We start from the raw sequence: 801 nt of genomic DNA on the forward strand, positions 1-801 counted from the left end.
ACAATCGGTATCAGTGTTAAAAATTTGTTCGCTAGCGAAAACTACAATTATAAACTGAGTACTCGGTACTCAGCATCTCATAACGACATCTTACTTACCCCCTCCCTCTCGGAGGGTTTTTTTTGCCTAAATTTCAATAAATTAAAAAGCCACCTTGCGGTGGCTTTAAGAACGAGCAGTTATGACTGGCAAACTTTTTTCATTAACCCTTTTACATGTCCTTTAGACAAATATGTCGGGCAAAGTGCTTCTCTTACGGTTTGCGACTCAATAATGTAATTTTCAAAGTTTGTTAGTGCGGTGTTAGCACACCTTTGTGTAGCAACCTCTTTCGCCAAAGCGAAGTTGGTATTATTTGGTCTGTCCAAGGTGTAGAGCAACGCATTTGCGACGTTTTCATCCGCACAGTAGTTCTCAGCTTGCTGCACTGCTGCTGCAAAAAAAGGAACCGACAGTGACTTCGAGACATTCTGGAAAACTTTGGCTCCTTCTTCGTAACTCACCTCAGCGCTTGGGGCCAAGGTATTAAGAAGCTGACCATAATTTTCCACACATCCCTCTATCGCATATTGAATACATGGTTGTGCTGCAGGCACCAGCTCTTTCGAGAACTGCTGAGTAAAACTCTTAGATTGAGAGAGAAATGGGTAAGATAGGATTAACTGCTGACCCAGACCAATCGCATCATCTTTTGCTCCAGATGCAACATAGTGTTCAAACGCTCCCAACGCCGCATTTTTAACTAGGCTTTCCCACTCGCTATTACGTTGAGATGGACGAATATCTTCCGCATGCGCTAAT

Annotated in this window: 1 protein-coding gene; it reads right to left on the reverse strand. The window is 42.9% G+C overall.

Features of this window, described 5'->3' with window-relative positions; all coding sequences use genetic code 11:
- Positions 1–179: 179 nt before the first annotated feature.
- On the reverse strand, positions 180–801 hold a 622-nt coding region (locus tag R7Q48_RS26375), incomplete at its 5' end, for a hypothetical protein (RefSeq protein WP_318133151.1).

This window comes from Vibrio sp. 378, from assembly GCF_033339435.1.